Here is a 14580-nt window from a genome sequence, read left to right as displayed (position 1 = left end):
GTCACGCACTGAGACGGTTCTCAGGGGTCGTTGATGGCATGATCGTGAAGCGTTCCCGCCGCCCCGGCGGGAACGCTTCACGTGTGATCAGACGCCTTGAGCGCGGCGTCGCCGGTGGTAGTGCACGGTGACGATGCCGAGCAGCGGCCCCCAGGCCGCCAGCGGCGCGTACGTCACGGCGAACGCGACGGCCTGCCAGCCGTGGACGATCACACCCGTGCCCTTCGTTCCGTCGATCATCCGGCCGAGGCTCAGCATGATCAGCGCGTACGGGAAGAGCACCGTGAGCACCGTCGCACCGAGCCCAGCGGGCACGACCGCGGCGAGCACCGGCACCCGCCGCCCGCCCAGCCCGGGGATCCATCGCGGCACCACCTCACCCCACTCGCTGACCAGTCCGACGGTCAGGTACGCGAGAAGTTCGCTGACCACGCTGAGCGCCACCACGTACCACAGGCCGGTGAACAGCACCGGGCCGTGACCTCTCGGCGGCGCCGAGGTCCGCTCGAGCAGGGGCGCGTGGAGGTTCACGGCGGCGATCCGCCAGACGCATGAGGGCAGCGTGGTCAGCGTGGTGGCGTACGCGGCCGGCACGGCCCACCGGGGCACGCCTCTCGCCGTCCGGCCGTGCAGCCTCGTCAGGATCGCGCCCGCGGTCATCGGCCCCTGCCTTCCCTGGATCCGTGGCCCGGGGACGCACCCCGGGTGTTCGGATCCGAAGATCGCAGCCGGTTGCGGCCGTGCGCCTCACCTGGCCGAGGGGGGCGGCTCCACCGTGCGAGGGATTCTCAGCACGTCCGGCCGTGGACGAGGAATGCGATGAGAGCCTTCTCGTACGCCCGCGGGTCGGCGTTCCAAGCCAGGGTGTGCGCGCAGTCGGGCACTCGTACGTAGCCGACGAGCTCTCCGTGCCGCCGGGCGAAGGCGTCACTGCAGGCGACCGGGATGTGGACGTCGGCGTCACCGTGGAACAGCAGCGTCGGGACGGGCCTGCGGTCCGGGCGGTTCTGGTGGTCCAGCCGGGTCAGGTCGATTCCGGCGTGGTCGGTCACCAGGCGTTTGACGGCGCCGCCGGCCCACTGCGGCAGGTGCAGGCGGCGCAGCTGCGCGTCAGTGACCGCCCCGGCGTTCAGCAGGGGCGCGTCGAGCACCGCCGCGCGTACGCACCCGGCGTGGGCCGAACGGTCGAGGAACGTCTCGACGATGCCGCCGCCCATGGACCAGCCGTACAGGACGACGTCACCGGCGCCCGAGCGCAGGGCGTACCGCACCGCCGCGTCCAGGTCCGCCCACTCGGTGTCGCCGAGGTGGTACATGCCGTCCGGGCTCCGGGGCGCCTCCGGGTCGTTGCGGTAGGCCGGCACCAGCACGGGGAACCCGGCTCCGCTCAGGGCCGGCAGCACCCGCAGCGCCTCTTCGCGGGTCGCCCGGTTGCCGTGCACCGCCAGTACCCAGGTGGAACGCCGTCCCGGCAGGTACCACGCCGGCAGCGGGCCCAGCGGGCCGTCGATGACCACCTCGTCGAAGGGCAGGCCGTGCGCGGTGTACGGGTCGCCTCGGTGGACGAACTTGTTCCACCGTACGACGCCGTCGCGCGGCGGCCGGGCCATGGACGTGATCAGCCGCCGGGTGACCGTCCGGCCGTCCTCGGCGACGACATCTCCCACGATCGCGTCGCCGCCGGGCCATGAGAGGCCGAAGCGACCGCGGTGACACGTCTCCGGAGTGCTCTCCAGCGTCACGCGCTCCGCGTCCGCGCCGAGCAGGCGTACCATCACCGGGCGCGGCGGTGCGACGCGCAGACGCGAGGCCAGGAGCCGTCCGGCGGTGGGAGCGACGGCCGACATGAGGTCCCCCTGCCCGAGTCTTGATCACGGGCGTCCGGATCGGGCGCGTCCGTACGGCGATCTGGCCAAAAATACTCGTCGAATATCCACCGGAATAGTCCTACTTAGCCGCATATATGCCCCAGTGGCCGGGAAATTGCCTCTCCCCTTCACCGAATGTCTTAGGTTAGGCTTATCGGAGTCGAACTCGGTAAGGACGCGAGTCAGGGGGAGCGCGCGGTGAGGGCACGGCTGGGCTGGGTCGCGGCGATACTGCTGGTCGCGCTCGCCTTCACCGGGGGTCCCGAGGCGATCGACGCGACGCCGACCGTCGCACAGGGCAAGATTTCCGCCGAGCTCGCCGAAAAGCGCGGCCCTCAGGTGCGCGACGATCTCGACCTCGGTCACCAGGTCGCCGATCACGGCACGCCCGGGCGGCCCCGGCTGCTCGCGCTTCCGCCGTCCGCGCAGACCGCCGCGCCGGTGCCGGTGAGGGCCGCGACCCTCGCGATGCCCGACGCCGTGCCGCCCGCGGTCATGGAGGGCGGCCCACCGCCACGCCTCGGCGCCCGTACGCCCGAGGCCCTCCAGATCTTCCGCTGCTGAGCACCCGTAGGCAGGCCGGTCGTTGACCGTCATCTCGGCCAACGTAAAATAAGGCGGATTTGTCCGCTTATCGACCGGCTACGTCCGTCCACGAGCGGCGCGATGACGCGTCTTTTCGTACCAGACCCTACGGATGCACAGAAAGGGCTGCGCCATGCAGTCGCTGATCGACAATGCCCGCACGTTCGCCGAGCGCGCCCAGGACCTCCGCCCTCTCGCGGACGGTCAGCACCCGCACGCTCTGTTCATCACGTGCTCCGACTCACGGGTCGTGCCCGCGCTGATCACCGGCGGGTCGCCCGGAGACCTCTTCGAACTGCGTACGGCGGGCAACATCGTGCCCGAGTACGAGGAGGGGCGCGGGTCCGGCGAGACGGCGACGATCGAGTTCGCCCTCGAGGTGCTCGGGGTGGAGAACATCATCGTCTGCGGCCACTCCCACTGCGGGGCCGTGAACGCGATCCTCTACCCGGGAGCGCCGAGCGCGCTGCCCGCCGTCCACCGGTGGCTCGCCGACACCGAGCCGCACGACGAGACGCGCAAGGCGTCGGACTTCCTCGACGGCAACGCGCTCACCTCGGCGGTGCAGCGGCACGTCCAGGTCCAGCTCGACCGCCTGCGGCGTCACCCGGCCGTCGCCAAGCGGCTGGAGCACGGCGGCCTGAAGCTGCACGGATGGTTCTACGCCGTGGACACCGGCACGGTCAGCGTGCTGGACCCGCAGGACGGAACCTTCCGGCCGCTGTAACCGAACCACGGTAACCGGCTCGCGGTAACCAGGCCGCTCTCACCAACGGCAGGCCACGGTAGGGCGCCGTGGCCATGTCAGGCTGCGCACTCACACTCCGCCGTACCCCCGCCTGGCCACCTCCCGCCACTGTCAGTCCCATCCTCGACACCCAGGGTGAAAGATGGAACTCTTCCCTGCACGTGACATTCCGGCCCGCGACGTCCTCGCTTCCGTGGTCGTCTTCCTGGTCGCCCTGCCGCTGTGCATCGGCGTGGCCGTGGCGTCCGGCGTCCCGCCGGAGCTCGGCCTGGTCACCGGCATCGTCGGCGGCCTCGTGGCCGGCGCGCTTCCCGGCAGCAGCCTGCAGGTCAGCGGCCCGGCGGCCGGCCTGACCGTGCTCGTGTACGAGGCCGTAAGGGAGCACGGGCTACCGGTACTCGGGTTGATCGTGCTCGCCACCGGCCTGCTCCAGCTGGCCATGGGCGCGCTCAGGCTGGGGCGCTGGTTCCGCGCGATCTCCGTCTCGGTGGTCCAGGGCATGCTCGCCGGCATCGGCCTCGCGCTCGTGTTCGGGCAGGCGCACACGCTGTTCGACGGCCGGTCGCCCGGCGCCGCGCTGGCCAACATCACGGCGCTGCCCGCGCTGGTCGCCGACTCGGCGCGCGACACGTCGGCCCTCGCGGCCGGCGGCGTCGGGGTGGGCACGCTCCTGGTGCTGGTCTGCTGGCGGTTCGTCCCGGCGTGGCTGCGGACGGTCCCGGCGGCGCTCGCCGCGGTCGCGCTCGCGACGCTGGCCACCGCGCTGCTCGACCTGCCCGTGAAACGCATCCAGGTACACGGCCTGCTGGAGTCGATCCGGCCGCCCGCGCTGGATCAGCTCGGCCGGCTCGCCGACGTCGGCGTACTCGGCACGATCATCGCGTTCACGTTGATCGCCTCGGCGGAGAGCCTGTTCAGCGCCGCCGCGGTCGACCGGATGCACGACGGCCCGCGAACCCGGTACGACCAGGAGCTGATGGCGCAGGGCGCCGGGAACACGGTCTGCGGGATGCTCGGCGCGCTGCCGATGACCGCGGTGATCGTCCGCAGCGCGACCAACGTCCAGGCGGGGGCCCGGACGAAGCTGTCCCGCGTGCTGCACGGCGGGTGGCTGCTGCTCTTCACCGTGGCGGCCCCGGCGGCGCTCGGCGTCATCCCGGTCACCGCGCTGGCAGCGGTCCTCGTGCACGCCGGCTGGAAGCTCCTGTCACCGCGCGAGGTCGGCCGGCTCTGGCGTACCGAGCGCGGCGAGGCGATCGTGCTGATCGGCACGACGCTGGCGATCGTGTGCACGAACCTGTTCGAGGGCGTGCTGATCGGCATCCTGCTCGCGGTGTCGAAGACCGCGTGGGACGTCTCCGACATCCACGTCGACGTGCGCGAACACGACGAGGGACCGATCGAGATCAGGCTCACCGGCAACGCGACGTTCCTGCGCCTGCCGCGGGTGCTGGACACCCTGGAGGCGATTCCGCACGGCCGTCCGGTCGAACTGGATCTTTCCGGGCTGCGCCACCTGGACCACGCGTGCCGTACGGCCCTGCTCTCCTGGGCCGCCCAGCACCGCCGCCGGGACGACACGCCCGTACGGGTCTCCGAGCCCGTGTGACGACGCGGCCGCCCGGGCACGGGCCCGGGCGGCCGCCTACCGTGGCGTGTGCAGGGCCTGTTCGACGCCGGGCTCCTTCGGGCCGAGGAAGTGCGGGTCCGGCCGGATCGCCAGGAACAGCGCGGCCTTGAGCCCGGCGGGCAGCTCGCGCAGATAAGAGATCACGGTGGCGACCGGGGCGTACGGGCGGCTGTCGTCGCCGACCCCGATCGCGTCGATGCCGACCGACCGGCACAGCGTGAGGGCGCGCGGCAGGTGGAACCGCTGCGTGATCAGGATCGCCCGGTCGACGCCGAAGATCTTCCTGGCCCGCACGCAGGAGTCCCAGGTGTCGAAACCGGCGTAGTCGAGCACGATGCGGCCGCGCGGCACGCCCCGGTCGATCAGGTAGTCGCGCATCACCAGCGGCTCGTTGTAGTGCGAACGGCTGTTGTCGCCGGTGACGAGCAGCACCTGCACCTTGCCGCCGTGGTAGAGCGCGGCGGCGAGTTCGAGGCGCCCGGCCAGCATCGGCGAGGGACGGCCCTGCGGGGCACCGGCGCCGAAGACGATGCCGACGGCCGTGGGCGGCGCCTGGGCGGCGCCCAGCCGGTAGCGCGCCGAGGCGACGTACATCCAGCCGAGCGGCAGCAGTAAGGCGTAGACGCCGAGCGCGCACAGCACCGCCAGCGGCGCCCTGCACCGCCACACGCCACGCGCGATCCGCCCCACAACCGTGTACGACGCCGCCGACGGGGCGGGAGTTCCCAGGTCAGGCGATGCTTACCGTGCCGGATCCGGGCACGACCTCACCGAGGACCCAGGCCGGCAGCCCGTGTTCGGCCAGCAGCCGCAGCGCCGCGTCGGCGGCCGGAGCGGCGACGACCGCCGCCATGCCGACCCCCTGGTTGAAGGTCTTGTCCATCTCCTCGCGCGGCACCCGCCCGTACGACTCCAGCGCCGCGAAGATCGGCGGCGGGGTCCACGAGGATCGTTCGAGGACGGCGTCGCAGGTGGACGGCAGCGAGCGGGCGAGGTTCGCCGCGAGGCCACCGCCGGTGATGTGGGCGTACGCGTGCACCTCGGCGGCCTCGGCGAGCGCCAGGCAGTCCTTGGCGTAGATCCGGGTCGGGGTGAGGAGCTCCTCGCCCAGGCTCCGGCCCAGCTCGGGCAGGACCGTCTCCAGCGTGAGATCCGTCGTGCGCAGGATGTGGCGCACGAGGGAGTAGCCGTTGGAGTGGATGCCCGAGGAGGCGAGGCCCAGGACGACGTCACCGGGGACGACGCGCTCGGGGCCGAGCACGCGGCCGGCCTCCACGACCCCGGTGCCCGCCCCCGCGAGGTCGAACTCGTCGGGTTCGAGCAGGCCGGGGTGCTCGGCGGTCTCGCCGCCGACCAGCGCGCAGCCGGCCAGGGCGCAGCCCTCCGCGACGCCCGCGACGATCGCGGCGATCCGCTCGGGCACCACCTTGCCGCAGGCGATGTAGTCGGTCATGAACAGCGGCTCGGCGCCGCAGACGACGAGATCGTCCACGACCATGCCGACCAGATCGTGCCCGATCGTGTCGTACACGCCGAGGCGCCGGGCCAGGTCGACCTTGGTGCCGACGCCGTCGGTGGAGGTGGCGAGCAGCGGCCGGTCGTACTTCTTCAGCGCGGAGGCGTCGAACAGGCCCGCGAAGCCGCTGGCGTCGTGCACCACCTCGGCCCGGCGCGCCTTCGCCAGGTGCGCCTTCATCAGATCGACGGCGCGGTCACCGGCGGCGATGTCGACGCCCGCCGCTTCGTAAGACGTTTCACTCACTTGCGGGCCTCTTCGAGCAGGTGCTTGCCACGGGCGTCTTCGGCGACGTCGATCGGGTAGATGCCGTCGAAGCAGGCCCGGCAGAGGCGGTCGCGCGGCTGCCGGGTCGCGGCGATCAGCTCGTCGAGGGAGATGTAGCCGAGGGTGTCGGCGCCGAGGGAGGCGCGGATCTCCTCGACGGAGAGGTTGCCCGCGATCAGCTCGGCGCGCGTGGCGAAGTCGATGCCGTAGAAGCACGGCCAGGACACCGGCGGGCTGGAGATGCGGACGTGCACCTCCTTGGCACCGGCCTCACGGAGCATCCGGACGATGGCCCGCTGGGTGTTGCCGCGCACGATCGAGTCGTCCACGACGATCAGCCGCTTGCCCGCGATCGCCTCGCGCAGCGGGTTGAGCTTGAGGCGGATGCCGAGCTGGCGGATCGTCTGCGACGGCTGGATGAACGTGCGCCCGACGTAGGAGTTCTTCACGAAGCCCTGGCCGTACGGGATGCCGGACTCCTCGGCGTACCCGATCGCGGCGGGCGTGCCGGACTCGGGCGTCGGGATGACCAGGTCGGCCTCGACCGGGTGCTCGCGGGCCAGGCGGCGGCCGACGTCGACCCGGGTGGCCTGCACGCTGCGACCGGCGATCGAGGTGTCGGGCCGGGCGACGTAGACGTACTCGAACAGGCAGCCCTTGGGCTGGGCCTCGGCGAACCGGGTGGAGCGCACCCCGGCCTCGTCGATCGTCAGCAGCTCGCCGGGCTCGACCTCGCGGACCATCGTGGCGCCGACGATGTCGAGCGCGGCGGTCTCGGAGGCGACCACCCATCCGTGCTCCAGCCGGCCGAGCACCAGCGGGCGGATGCCCTGCGGATCGCGCGCGGCGTACAGCGTGCGCTCGTCCATGAAGACCAGGGAGTACGCGCCGCGTACGAGCGGCAGGACGTCGAGCGCGGCGCGTTCGACGCCGCCCGAACCGCTGCCGAGGAGGGCGGTGAGCACCTCGGTGTCGGTGGTGGCGCCGAGCTCGCCGTCACGCAGGCGGGAGGCGAGCTCAGGGGTGTTGATGAGGTTGCCGTTGTGGCCGAGGGCCAGGCTGCCGTCGTCGGTGGACCGGAACGTCGGCTGGGCGTTCTCCCAGACGCTGGATCCGGTCGTGGAGTAGCGGCAGTGGCCGACCGCGATGTGGCCGCGCAGCGTGTTGAGGACCGGCTCCTCGAAGACCTGCGCGACCAGGCCCATGTCCTTGAACACGACGATGCGCGCACCGTCGCTCACGGCGATCCCGGCCGACTCCTGGCCACGGTGCTGGAGGGCGTAGAGCCCGAAGTAGGTAAGTTTGCTGACCTCCTCTCCGGGCGCCCAGACGCCGAAGACACCGCATGCGTCCTGAGGGCTGTGATCGAGGGGGTCGAGGTCGTGGGTCAGTCGTCCGTCTCCGTTCGACACGCTGACCAGTGTAGGTGGTGACCTGGTCTCCCTGTTCACGGCCCGGCGCGCCGCAGCCCCCGCGGGCTCCGGATCCTCCACCATGGAGAGCCGGAGGGAGCTGTCCATGGCCTATCGACCGGTGGGATACCCGCCCCGGCAACACCGGGGTATCGGCGCCGCGGCGCTCGTCCTCGGGATCGCCGCGCTCGTCACGTTGGTGCTGTGCGGTTTCGGGGTGGTCGTGGCCGTCGCGGGCATCATCGTCGGGATCATCGCCGTGGTACGCGACAACGGCCGCGGAATGGCGGTGACCGGGCTGGTGCTGTCGTCGCTGGCCCTGCTGATCGCGATCGCCGCGGGCGTCTGGTTCTTCAGCCGCGTCGCGCCCTGCAGCGACCGGTCGCGCTACCCGACCAAGGCCGACCGCGATCACTGCCTGGAACACCGCGTGCCGTTCTTCCGCGCCACCGAGACCCCGGTGCCCGGCCAGCGCCAGCGCGCCGGCGTCGGGCCTGCCGACGGCACGAGGCCGTGACCGGGGAGGCCGGGCGGGGCCTCTACAATCTGTGGTTGTGGTGGACGGGCAGCGGCACGAGGTGCTGGCCGATCGCGTCTACGAGGCCGTCAAGGCGATGGTCATGGACCACGAGATCGCGCCCGGGGCCCGGGTCAGCATCGACGGGCTCGCTCGTGATCTCGAGGTCTCACCGACCCCGGTCCGCGAGGCGCTCGCCCGGCTCGAGTCCGACGGTCTGGTCGTCAAGCGCCCGAACGCCGGCTACCGCGCCACCGATCTGCTCGACTCCGACGCCTTCACCGACCTGTTCGAGATGCGCCTGCTGTTGGAGCCACGAGCCGCCGCTCTCGCGGCCGAGCACGCACGCGACGAGGATCTGCGGCGGCTCCAGGCGATCGTCGACGAGATGCGCGAGCACCCCGACACCGGGCAGCAGTACACCGTCTACCAGCGCTTCGCAGTGCTCGACCAGGAGTTTCACGACGCGCTCGCCGAGGCGGCGGGCCGGCCGCTGATGGCCGAGGCGGTGAGCCGGCTGCATGCGCACCTGCACATGTTCCGGCTCAACAGCGCGCCGGGCGCCGCTGACACGACCATCGCCGAGCACGAGCGGATCCTGCACGCCGTGACGCGCCGCAACCCGGAGAAGGCCGCCGAGGCGATGGCCGAGCACCTGAGGTCCAGCCGGGTGCGACACCGCCCGGCGGCTCAGCGCCGAGGCGCGGACCGCTGAGAAGCAGGGAACGGACGGGTACCTGACACATGCCCGCGCATCAGGCGGGCCGCGGGCGCAGCCCGTGCATCCCGCCGTCGACGGCGAGATCGGTGCCGGTGGTCGCGCCGGATCTCGGACTCGCCAGATAGGCGACCGCGTGGGCGACCTCGGCGGCGCTGACCAGCCGTCCCGTCGGCTGGCGCGATGCGAGGGCCGCCCGCTCGACGTCCGGGTCCTCGGCGGTCGCGAGCAGGCGACCGACCCACGGCGTGTCGACCGTGCCCGGGTTCACGCAGGTGACCCGGATTCCTTCGCGGATGTGGTCGGCCGCCATCGCCCGTGTCAGCGCGAGGACGGCCCCCTTGCTCGCCGAGTACAGGGCGCGCTGGGGTAGCCCGGCGGTGGCGGCGATCGAGCACATGTTGACGATGGCGGCATGGCCGGAGCCCGTCGTGGCGGCCCGGCGCAAGGCGGGCAGAGCAGCCGCCGAGACTCGGGCCGGCCCGACGACGTTGACGTCGAGCACGCGGTGCCACTCGGCCGATCCGTTGTCCTCGACCGTGCCCTGTGCTCCGATGCCGGCGTTGTTGACCAGGACGTCCAGAGCGCCGAGCCGGTCGACCACGGCCGCGACCGCCGTACGAACCGAGTCATCGTCGGTCACGTCGCACCGGATCCCGAGGAAGGGCCCGTGCGTCTCGGCCAGGTCGAGCACCGCCACGCGGGCTCCGCGCGCGCTCAGCTCGTGAGCCGTGGCGAGGCCGATGCCGGAGGCTCCGCCGGTCACGGCCGCGACCAACCCGTCGAACTCCGCCCGAGGTTCGCCCGCTCCGGTGCTCATACGGTCGTCCCTTCGGCCGACACCATCTCCTGGCGCTGCGCGCCGAGACCTTCGCCCTCCAACTCGACGACGTCCCCGGGGCGCAGGTAGGGAAAGCGTCCTGACAGGGCGACGCCCTCGGGCGTACCGGTGAGGATCAGGTCACCCGCCTCGAGGGCCATGAACTGGCTCAGCCGGTGGACGACATCGGCGACGGAGAAGATCAGGTCCGACGTGCGAGAGTCCTGCCGCGCGCCGCCGTTCACGTGGCTGCGCAGCCGCACCGCGCCCGGGTCGAGCTCGTCAGGCGTGACGAGCCACGGCCCGAGCGGGGTGAAGGAGGGTGCGCACTTGCCCTTGGACCACTGCCCGCCGGAGGTCCGCAACTGGAGTTCGCGCTCGGACACGTCGTTGGCCAGCACGTAACCCGCGATGTGGCGCGGTGAGTCGGCGGGGGAGTCCAGATAGAGGGCGCGCCGGCCGATCACCACCCCGAGCTCGACCTCCCAGTCGGTCATCGTGCTCCCGCGCGGGATGGGTACGGGATCGTCGGGGCCGACGACGGTGTTCGGGTGCTTCAGGAACACCACCGGTTCGGTGGGCGGTTCGGCGCCGGACTCCGCGGCATGCTTCGCGTAATTCATGCCGACGCAGATGACCGCGGTCGGCCGGGTGATCGGTGGACCGAAGCGGAGTTCGCCGGCTCCCTGGAGCTCTGGCAGGTCGGACCGGGTGACAGTGGGCAGGACGTGTTCCAGGAACTCGGGGGTCACATCGGCCGTCACCCCGCGCAGGTCCAGGATGCGGTCCCCGTCCAGCAGGACCGGGACCTCCCGGCCGGGGCCGCCTACTCTGGCGATGCGCATGCGTGCTTCCTCTCTTGCCGTGGAGCCGTGGTCATCGGTAGGTCCCCGTGGAGGACCGGAGCTCGGTGACCGTCGTGGCGGTGAGATCGCGGCCTCGGGTCTCGGGTCCCAGCCCCACCGCGAGGGCGCCCACCGCGCACGCGGCGATCACGAACAGCGCCACGCCCCACGAACTGTCACCGGCCGCGGCGACGAGGGCGACCGCGATGAGCGGTGTCAGCCCGCCGGTCAGGGCGCCGGCGACCTCCCGGTTGAGCGCGAGGCCGGTGAAGCGGGAACGGGCCGTGAACAGCTCGCTGTAGTAGGCGGCCTGCGGGGCGAACATGCAGCCCACGCCGACGCCCATGCTCACCACCACGACCAGGGTGATGGCCAGGGGGGTCCGGACGTTGTCGACGACCCAGAAGTACGGGTAGACGAAGGCCGCCGAGAACGCGATCCCGATCAGCGCGACGGGTTTGCGGCCGATCCGGTCGGAAAGCCGGCCGAAGACCAGAAGGGTGACGATCGTGACGGCCGTACCGACGGTGGTCGCCACCGGTCCGACCGAGCTCGGCAGCTTGAGGGTGCCGGTCAGGTAGGCGGCGAGGAAGGTGAGGTTGATGTACGCGACGACGTTCTGGGACGTCTGCAGGCCGATGACGACGAGACCCGACTTCCATTCCGAGCGGAGAACGTCGCGTACGGGTGAGACCTCGGCCTCTCGGCTGTGCTTCTGCGCCTCGACGAACGCCGGGCTCTCGGCGAGCCGCAGCCGGATGAACAGCGCCACCCCGATCACGACGATGCTGGCGGCGAAGGGGATACGCCAGCCCCACGACAAGAACTGCTCGGACGGGAGCTGGGTCACCGCGGAGAAGGCGCCGGAGGCGAGCAGGATGCCGATGTAGACGCCGGTACTCGGGGCCGCCCCGAAGAGCCCGCGCCGCCTCGGCTCGGAGAACTCGGCCGCCAGGATCGCCGCACCACCGTATTCCGCGCCCGCGCCCAGACCTTGGACCGCCCGCAGGACGACCAGCAGGATCGGGGCGAGAACGCCGGCCTGCTCGTAGGTCGGCACCAGCGCCATGGCCACCGTCGAGGCGCCCATCACCAGGAGCGTGATGACGAGAACCTTCTTCCGGCCGACGAGGTCACCGAGCCGGCCGAAGATGAGGCCCCCGATCGGGCGGACGAAGTAGCCGACGGCCAGGGTGCCGAACGACGCGAGCGTCGCGGCGGTCGGGTCGAACGACGGGAAGATGACCTTGTTGAAGACCAGGGCGGCGGCCGTCCCGTAGAGGTAGAAGTCGTACCACTCCAGGGCGGAGCCCACGAGTGAGGCCAGCAGGACGCGTCGGCGGTCCGTGGGCGGCGAGCTGTGAGATCTGGTGACGGGCGAGGTCGACATCGGTGTCCCCTGTCGTCGAGGCGGGGCTGGGGTTGGAGACGGGTGGTGGTACCGGTGGCTCGCCGGCCTCAGGCGACTCGCCGGTCGTCGATGCGGTCACGGTCCCAGGAGATGCCGAGGCCTGGCTCCTCCGGGGCGAACGCGTGCCCGTCGCTGATACGCGGCTGTCGCGTGGTGACCGCGCGGAGCTGCGGGATGTACTCGACATAGCGGCCGTTGGGCACGGCCGCCACGAGACTGGTGTGGATCTCCATCAGGAAGTGCGGGCAGACCGGGGCGCCGAATGCCTCCGCGAGGTGCGCGACCTTCAACCATGGGGTGATGCCGCCGATTCTGGAGACGTCGGGCTGAACGATCCCCGCGGCGCCTCGCTGCAGGTACTCACGGAAGTGCGCCAAGGAGTAGATCGACTCGCCGACGGCCACCGGGATGGCGGTCGACGCGGCGAGACGCTCGTGCCCCGCGACGTCATCGGCGGGCAGCGGCTCCTCGAACCAGGCCACGTCGTACGGCTCCAGCCGAGCGGCGCGACGCACGGCCTCCGCCGGGGTGAAGGCCTGGTTCGCGTCGACCATGATCTCCATGTCGGCCCCGACGGCCTCACGGACGGCGCGGACTCTGGCCGCGTCCTCGCCGGCGGTCGGCTTGCCGACCTTGATCTTCACCCCGGAGAAGCCCTGCTCGCGGGCCTCCAGTGCGCCCGCGACCAGGTCGTCCTCGCTGAGCTGGAGCCAGCCGCGCTCGGTGTCGTACATCGGGACCGCGGACTGGTGGCCTCCGGCGACGCGCCACAGCGGTTCCCCCGCCCGCAGGCAGCGCAGGTCCCACAGCGCGAGATCCGCTGCGGCGAGGCCGAGTGCGGTCAGCGGACCGACCATCGTGGCGCGCGTGCTGTCGTACATCGCCCGCCAGGCTCCCTCGATCTCGCGGGAGTCCCGGCCGACGAGTGCGGGCAGCAGGTGATCTCGCAGCATCGCGAGCACCGCGCGTCCGCCGGTGCCGATCGTGTAGGAGTAGCCCGTCCCGGTCAGTCCGTCATCCGTCGTGAGCTCGACGAAGAGCGTCTCCTGCTTGAGGAAGGCCTGGGACGCGTCCGTCCGGACGGTCTCCACCTCGATGTCCACGAGGTAGGCCGATGCCTTGATCACTGCCGGCACTGTGACTCCCTGATCGAAGAACCTGTGAATGTCGTGACGTCCAGGGCGGAGACGAGCGCGAGCGCGGCCTCGCACGCCGGCACGCCGAGGCCGTGCTGCCCGGCGCGCCGTACGACGGCGCCGAGCAGGCCGTCGTACTCCAGAGGACGTCCGGCGAGGCGATCGTCGAGCATCGACGAGCCGGCGCCGGTGGGGCGCGCGTCGAGCCACGCCAGGACGTCGTCCACGGCCCCGTCCGGAAGGGAGGCGCCCTCGGCCCGGCCGACCGCGGCCACCTCGCTCAGCATCGTGCGCGTCAGCGCCCTGACCGCCGGCTCCCGGAAGACATCGACCCGTCGGCACGTGAGTGCGGTCACCGGGTTCGCCACGGCGTTGACCATCAGCTTGCGCCACGCCGCCGTGGTGAAGTCCGTTGCGATCTCCACCTGGAGCCCGGCCGGGCCGAGCAGCAGCCGGGCCCGCCGGCCCGGGTCGTCGTCGTCGACCGCCAGGTCCGGCCCGCTGTGGCGGACCTCCACCTGGCCACGGCCGCGGCGCTCGGCATTGAAATAGACGAGTGCGGGTGCGACCCGATGGGCGGGAACCCAGGGCGCGAGCCGCTCGCGATGGTCCACGCCGTTCTGCGCGGCGACGACCAGGGTGTCCCGGTCGACCAGGCGCTCCAGCCATACGCCCGCCGACCCGGTCTGGTGCAGCTTCGTCGTCACCACGACCCACGGGACCGGCCCGACGTCGTGTGGCTCACCTCCCCACCCGACGTCGACGGAGCGGCGTGTGCTCTGCTCGGTCAGCTCGATCGCCGGGACCACGGGCGAGTTCGAGCGCCCGCACAGGGTCACCGGATGGCCGTGCAGGGCGAGCCGTGCCGCGAGGGCCAGCCCGACCGAACCGGGACCCACGACCGCCACCGGCGCGTTCATCGCAACATCCTCAGCAGTTCATATAGAAAATCCTGACTGGGAGGGATGATGCTATAGGAAATGCGGAGGCGCAAGCCTCCGATCCGCGCCACCGGGACCCCGGTTCCCCGGCGCGCGCTGAGGGGGCGGATCGTTATCCAGTTGTCCGGGTGGGTTTTCGCCGTTCGTGGCTAGCCTGGAAAAACGC

Annotated in this window: 15 protein-coding genes; 5 read left to right on the top strand and 10 right to left on the bottom strand. The window is 71.7% G+C overall.

The window, feature by feature from the left end:
• Positions 1–87: 87 nt before the first annotated feature.
• Both QSK37_RS34740 and QSK37_RS34735 read right to left on the bottom strand, forming a co-directional pair.
• On the bottom strand, positions 88–660 hold the full coding sequence (locus QSK37_RS34740) for a hypothetical protein (RefSeq protein WP_285629558.1): 573 nt from the start codon (positions 658–660) through the stop codon (positions 88–90).
• A gap of 128 nt (positions 661–788) precedes the next feature.
• A complete protein-coding gene (locus tag QSK37_RS34735) occupies positions 789–1847 on the bottom strand; it encodes an alpha/beta hydrolase family protein (RefSeq protein ID WP_285629557.1) in 1059 nt (352 codons plus the stop codon).
• Between the two features lie 219 nt (positions 1848–2066).
• Between QSK37_RS34735 and QSK37_RS34730 the strand changes: the two genes are divergently transcribed.
• The 3 genes from QSK37_RS34730 (at position 2067) to QSK37_RS34720 (ending at position 4810) form a co-directional block, all read left to right on the top strand.
• Positions 2067–2432 carry a hypothetical protein gene (locus QSK37_RS34730; RefSeq protein WP_285629556.1) on the top strand — a complete coding sequence of 122 codons (366 nt, stop codon included), beginning with the start codon at positions 2067–2069 and terminating at the stop codon, positions 2430–2432.
• A gap of 133 nt (positions 2433–2565) precedes the next feature.
• On the top strand, positions 2566–3180 hold the full coding sequence (locus QSK37_RS34725) for a carbonic anhydrase (protein ID WP_285629555.1): 615 nt from the start codon (positions 2566–2568) through the stop codon (positions 3178–3180).
• Positions 3181–3343: 163 nt separating this feature from the next.
• A complete protein-coding gene (locus tag QSK37_RS34720) occupies positions 3344–4810 on the top strand; it encodes a SulP family inorganic anion transporter (RefSeq protein ID WP_285629554.1) in 1467 nt (488 codons plus the stop codon).
• 36 nt (positions 4811–4846) lie between these two features.
• On the opposite strand, the gene QSK37_RS34715 is transcribed toward QSK37_RS34720, so the two are convergent.
• From QSK37_RS34715 to purF, 3 genes are all read right to left on the bottom strand, one after another.
• Positions 4847–5500, bottom strand: a complete 654-nt coding sequence (locus tag QSK37_RS34715) for a SanA/YdcF family protein (protein ID WP_285629553.1) — start codon at positions 5498–5500, stop codon at positions 4847–4849.
• Between the two features lie 61 nt (positions 5501–5561).
• Positions 5562–6593 carry a phosphoribosylformylglycinamidine cyclo-ligase gene (gene purM / locus QSK37_RS34710; RefSeq protein ID WP_285582271.1) on the bottom strand — a complete coding sequence of 344 codons (1032 nt, stop codon included), beginning with the start codon at positions 6591–6593 and terminating at the stop codon, positions 5562–5564.
• Positions 6590–8026: an amidophosphoribosyltransferase gene (gene purF / locus QSK37_RS34705; protein ID WP_285582270.1), complete on the bottom strand. Its 1437-nt coding sequence runs from the start codon at positions 8024–8026 to the stop codon at positions 6590–6592. Before purF ends, purM begins: the two co-directional genes overlap by 4 nt.
• A 106-nt stretch (positions 8027–8132) precedes the next feature.
• Between purF and QSK37_RS34700 the strand changes: the two genes are divergently transcribed.
• Both QSK37_RS34700 and QSK37_RS34695 read left to right on the top strand, forming a co-directional pair.
• Positions 8133–8543: a hypothetical protein gene (locus QSK37_RS34700; protein WP_285629552.1), complete on the top strand. Its 411-nt coding sequence runs from the start codon at positions 8133–8135 to the stop codon at positions 8541–8543.
• Between the two features lie 37 nt (positions 8544–8580).
• Complete coding sequence (locus tag QSK37_RS34695) at positions 8581–9258, top strand: GntR family transcriptional regulator (protein WP_285629551.1); 678 nt, start codon at positions 8581–8583, stop codon at positions 9256–9258.
• 40 nt (positions 9259–9298) lie between these two features.
• Here QSK37_RS34695 and QSK37_RS34690 read toward each other — a convergent pair whose 3' ends face one another.
• From QSK37_RS34690 to QSK37_RS34670, 5 genes are all read right to left on the bottom strand, one after another.
• Positions 9299–10081: an SDR family NAD(P)-dependent oxidoreductase gene (locus tag QSK37_RS34690; RefSeq protein WP_285629550.1), complete on the bottom strand. Its 783-nt coding sequence runs from the start codon at positions 10079–10081 to the stop codon at positions 9299–9301.
• Positions 10078–10926, bottom strand: a complete 849-nt coding sequence (locus QSK37_RS34685) for a fumarylacetoacetate hydrolase family protein (RefSeq protein ID WP_285629549.1) — start codon at positions 10924–10926, stop codon at positions 10078–10080. Before QSK37_RS34685 ends, QSK37_RS34690 begins: the two co-directional genes overlap by 4 nt.
• 31 nt (positions 10927–10957) lie before the next feature.
• Positions 10958–12316 (bottom strand): MFS transporter, encoded by a 1359-nt coding sequence (locus tag QSK37_RS34680; RefSeq protein ID WP_285629548.1) that lies wholly within the window; start codon positions 12314–12316, stop codon positions 10958–10960.
• A 68-nt stretch (positions 12317–12384) separates the two neighbouring features.
• The gene (locus QSK37_RS34675; protein WP_285629547.1) at positions 12385–13464 is read right to left on the bottom strand and encodes a mandelate racemase/muconate lactonizing enzyme family protein; all 1080 of its coding nucleotides are present in this window, start codon (positions 13462–13464) and stop codon (positions 12385–12387) included.
• Positions 13461–14393, bottom strand: a complete 933-nt coding sequence (locus QSK37_RS34670; RefSeq protein WP_285629546.1) for a 2-dehydropantoate 2-reductase — start codon at positions 14391–14393, stop codon at positions 13461–13463. Before QSK37_RS34670 ends, QSK37_RS34675 begins: the two co-directional genes overlap by 4 nt.
• Positions 14394–14580: the final 187 nt, after the last annotated feature.

The sequence above is a fragment of the Actinoallomurus iriomotensis genome, assembly GCF_030269445.1.
Taxonomy (GTDB): domain Bacteria; phylum Actinomycetota; class Actinomycetes; order Streptosporangiales; family Streptosporangiaceae; genus Actinoallomurus; species Actinoallomurus iriomotensis.
The sequence above is the reverse complement of the archived record's forward strand: the minus strand, read 5'-3'. Positions and strand labels throughout refer to the sequence as shown.

Excerpts from the sequence above, each read along its gene's own strand:
- QSK37_RS34725 (WP_285629555.1), top strand. The coding sequence starts at position 2,566 with ATGCACAGAAAGGGCTGCGCCATGCAGTCGCTGATCGACAATGCCCGC.
- QSK37_RS34685 (WP_285629549.1), bottom strand. The coding sequence starts at position 10,926 with ATGCGCATCGCCAGAGTAGGCGGCCCCGGCCGGGAGGTCCCGGTCCTG.
- QSK37_RS34680 (WP_285629548.1), bottom strand. The coding sequence starts at position 12,316 with ATGTCGACCTCGCCCGTCACCAGATCTCACAGCTCGCCGCCCACGGAC.
- QSK37_RS34735 (WP_285629557.1), bottom strand. The coding sequence starts at position 1,847 with ATGTCGGCCGTCGCTCCCACCGCCGGACGGCTCCTGGCCTCGCGTCTG.
- QSK37_RS34740 (WP_285629558.1), bottom strand. The coding sequence starts at position 660 with ATGACCGCGGGCGCGATCCTGACGAGGCTGCACGGCCGGACGGCGAGA.
- QSK37_RS34670 (WP_285629546.1), bottom strand. The coding sequence starts at position 14,393 with ATGAACGCGCCGGTGGCGGTCGTGGGTCCCGGTTCGGTCGGGCTGGCC.
- QSK37_RS34700 (WP_285629552.1), top strand. The coding sequence starts at position 8,133 with ATGGCCTATCGACCGGTGGGATACCCGCCCCGGCAACACCGGGGTATC.
- QSK37_RS34720 (WP_285629554.1), top strand. The coding sequence starts at position 3,344 with ATGGAACTCTTCCCTGCACGTGACATTCCGGCCCGCGACGTCCTCGCT.
- QSK37_RS34690 (WP_285629550.1), bottom strand. The coding sequence starts at position 10,081 with ATGAGCACCGGAGCGGGCGAACCTCGGGCGGAGTTCGACGGGTTGGTC.